Origin of the sequence: Nocardia barduliensis, from assembly GCF_013315795.1 — a bacterium.
GTDB classification, from domain to species: Bacteria; Actinomycetota; Actinomycetes; order Mycobacteriales; family Mycobacteriaceae; genus Nocardia; species Nocardia barduliensis.
This window is the reverse complement of sequence record NZ_JABLTE010000229.1, coordinates 1-3289: the sequence shown is the minus strand read 5'-3', so window position 1 is coordinate 3289 and position 3289 is coordinate 1. Positions and strand designations below refer to the sequence as shown.

Here is a 3289-nt window from a genome sequence, read left to right as displayed (position 1 = left end):
CCCTCGATACCCACCCTTGGGGCCGGGCACGGCGCGCCCGCCGCGACGCGGACGCGCCGTGGGAGTCACTGGCCGCGGAATTCGGGCGGGCGCTTCTCGAAGACGGCCTTGATCGCCTCGGTGAGATCCTCCGAGGGCAGGAACGCGGCATTCCAGGCGGAGACGTAGCGCAGGCCCGCGGCGACCTCGTCGATGCGGCGCTGATCCAGCACGTCCTTGACGCCCTGCACCACCAGCGGCGGGTTGGCGGCGATCTCGCGCGCGGTCGCGTGCGCCGCGTCCAGCGCCGCTTCCTGATCCGGGAAGACATCGTTGACCAGGCCGATCTTCTCCGCGCGCGCGGCGTCGATGTCCTTGGCCGTGTAAGCCAGCTCCCGCAGGTGACCCTCGCCGATGATGCCGGGCAGCCGGTGCAGGGAGCCGATGTCGGCGACGATCGCGACCTTGGCCTCACGCAAGCTGAACTTGGCGTCCGCGCTGGCATAGCGGATGTCGACCGCCGCGATCAGGTCCAGCCCGCCGCCGATGCACCAGCCCGACACCGCCGCGATCACCGGCTTGCGGCAGTCCGCCACCGCCGTGACCGAAGCCTGCATCTTGCGCAGCTCGGTGAGGAAGTCGGTACGGGGCGCGGCCAGGGCGCGCTCGGCCATCAGTGGACCGAATGTGCCGCTCATCGCGGGCAGGTCCAGACCGTAGGAGAAGTGCTTTCCCGACCCGGTCAGCACGATCGCGCGCACGTCGGGGTCGGCGTCCAGCGCTCGGAAGACCTCCGGCAGCTCGCGCCAGAAGTCGGGACCCATCGCATTGCCCTTGCCGGGGCCGGTCAGCGTCACCTGCGCGACGTGATCCTTGGTTTCGACGGTGAAAGCCTGCCAATCTGTCATTTGTACAGCGTATCGAGGTGACGCGCGCCCGGTATCCCGGCCCGGGAGTTCTCGGCATGCGAGGATTCGCGGTGAAAACTCCGCGGCGAGTAAATCTTGTGCAAAAAAGCGGCGGCGCACTGGTTCCCGGCTCGCCCAACGGCGGATCATGGTCGAGTCAGCAAACCTCATTCATCGGTTTCGGAGGACACCATGCTGATGCATCGGGGAATCGGCCTCGACCGGTTCAACGAATTGCCGCGCGCCCGCGCGGTGCACGCCCTGTACGAATGCTGCTGCAACGTCACCTGGGCGACCACGGTGAGCGACGCACGGCCGTATCCGGATCGCGACGCCCTGCTGACCAAGGCAGATCTCGAATTGCTCGCGCTGTCCCCGCGGGATGTCGACCGCGCCTTCGAAGCGGTTGCGCACAAACGGGTCTCGTCGGGTGACCTGACCGAACTGGCGCGGATCACCCGCGAGCGGATCGCCGGGATGCTCGGCCCGAGCGAGGGTTACCCGGAATACTGAGCCGGCCGCGCGACTTATCCGGCGTACCGTCCGCAATCGCTCTACCCTGGTGAGATGCGCAGGTCGTCATTGCCACCGGTCGCCTGCCGGGTCGCCGACACCCTCATCTCCCGGGGTCATCACGGTCTCATCGTCACCCAGCCCGAACCGACGCACACCGCCGCGGACGCCGCGCGGGCACTCGGCGTCGACGTGGGAGCGATCACGAAATCGCTGGTCTTCCTGCTCGACGACGACCCGGTCCTGCTGCTGGTGTCCGGCGAGCACCAGGTCGATCTGGCGAAGACCGGTGCGCGCCTGGAAGGGACGCTGACCCGCGCTCCCGCCGATATGGTGCGTGCGGTGACCGGTCAGCCCATCGGCGGCGTCGCGCCGGTCGGCCACCCGACCAACCTGCCCACCTGGGTGGACAACGCGCTGGGGCGTCATCGGGAGATCTGGGCGGCGGGCGGACACCCGAACACGCTCTTCCGCACGTCGTTCCCGGAATTGCTGCGGATCACCGCGGGCCTTCCGATCGACGTGGACTGACCGCGGCGGCGGCCGCGAAATCATGCCGAACGCCACACCCGCCTGGCGTGCGCGGAATCCGGGCGTAGTTTCGTCATGTGACCGACGCACCACGCCCCGAGACGGAACTGCGGATCCCCGATGACCTCAGCGGCATCACCGCGGAGCAGTATCGCGCGTCGATGCGCCACTATCCGGCGGGCGTCACCGTCGTCACGCTGCATTCGCCGCAGGGGCCGGTCGGCTTCACCGCGACCTCCTTCGCCTCGCTGTCGCTGGACCCGCCGCTGGTCTCGTTCAACATCGCGCACACCTCATCCAGTCTGTCCGCCATGCTGGACGCCGAGTCCGTCGTCATCCACTTCCTCGGCGAACATCAGCAGCACCTGGCCCATCGGTTCTCCCGGACCGCCGAGGAGCGCTTCACCGACCGCGCCCTGTGGACCACCTTGGACACCGGCGAACCGGTCCTGCACGGCACCCCCATCTGGTTGCGCGCCACCGTGCACCAGCTGATCCCCATCGGCGACCACACCTTCGTCGTCGCCTTGGTCACCCGGGTGCACGACAACACCGACGAGGAGCCCGCGGCGGCGCCACTGCTGTACTACAACGGGCGCTACTACCGCCCGACCGCACTGGACGACTGAGCCGACGCGGCTACGCCACCTTCGGCGCGCATCTCAGCCCCCGTCCAGGACGGCGAAGTCGACGTCAACCGGGAACGGATCGGTCAGCCGGAGCACGTCCTGGTGGGTCTCCGCCAACCGGTAACTACGGCTCGCCCAATCGAGACGATATTCCTGGATTATCTTGACTTTGCGATCCGCGGCCAGATGCACGATCGAATAGATCGAATTCCCTCGTTCGCGTACTCCGCGCACTTATCCACGTGTCGGTGTACTCGGACCCCGGCGAAACCACCTCGACCACCAAGAGCACGTCCGCGGTCGTCAATTTCCGGTCCCCATCGATGCACCGATACCACGCGACGTCCGGGCGGCGAAACGAGAATCCCGGGCTTCCCGGGCGGCTCCGAACAGAATGCATTTCGAAGTCGGTCACCACGCCGGTACACGGCTCGTCCGGGCTCGCCTGCTCGAACGCGTTGGCCATCCGCCGGGCCACGTTGTTGTGCTCGAACGTTCCGCTGCGGCAGACGAGGACGTGGCCGTCGACCACCTCGATCTGCCGCTGGATTTCCTCCGGAAGTGCCGCGTAACCCTCTTCTGTGATGAGAAGGGCGCCCGGATCGGTGGCCCACACGGGCAGCGTGCTCATGAAGTCCGCCTCGAAGTCGGGTTGCCGGATACGGCGATAGTATCCGGCGCGACCGCACGGATCGGGTACAGCGCGGCGTCAGCCGACCAGGCAGGGGG

The 3289-nt window shown here is 67.7% G+C and carries 5 protein-coding genes; 3 read left to right on the top strand and 2 right to left on the bottom strand.

What is annotated here, in order from left to right; genetic code table 11:
• Positions 1-65: 65 nt before the first annotated feature.
• Complete coding sequence (locus tag HOV91_RS38710) at positions 66-887, bottom strand: crotonase/enoyl-CoA hydratase family protein (protein WP_174190133.1); 822 nt, start codon at positions 885-887, stop codon at positions 66-68.
• Positions 888-1079: 192 nt separating this feature from the next.
• Between HOV91_RS38710 and HOV91_RS38705 the strand changes: the two genes are divergently transcribed.
• From HOV91_RS38705 to HOV91_RS38695, 3 genes are all read left to right on the top strand, one after another.
• Positions 1080-1400 (top strand): 2-oxo-4-hydroxy-4-carboxy-5-ureidoimidazoline decarboxylase, encoded by a 321-nt coding sequence (locus HOV91_RS38705; protein ID WP_174190132.1) that lies wholly within the window; start codon positions 1080-1082, stop codon positions 1398-1400.
• Positions 1401-1454: 54 nt separating this feature from the next.
• On the top strand, positions 1455-1931 hold the full coding sequence (locus tag HOV91_RS38700) for a YbaK/EbsC family protein (RefSeq protein ID WP_174190130.1): 477 nt from the start codon (positions 1455-1457) through the stop codon (positions 1929-1931).
• Positions 1932-2008: 77 nt separating this feature from the next.
• Complete coding sequence (locus HOV91_RS38695; protein ID WP_369009332.1) at positions 2009-2560, top strand: flavin reductase family protein; 552 nt, start codon at positions 2009-2011, stop codon at positions 2558-2560.
• 124 nt (positions 2561-2684) lie between these two features.
• Here the strand turns inward: HOV91_RS38695 and HOV91_RS38690 are convergent, their stop codons facing one another.
• Positions 2685-3191 (bottom strand): Uma2 family endonuclease, encoded by a 507-nt coding sequence (locus tag HOV91_RS38690; RefSeq protein WP_246351602.1) that lies wholly within the window; start codon positions 3189-3191, stop codon positions 2685-2687.
• Between the last annotated feature and the right edge of the window lie 98 nt (positions 3192-3289).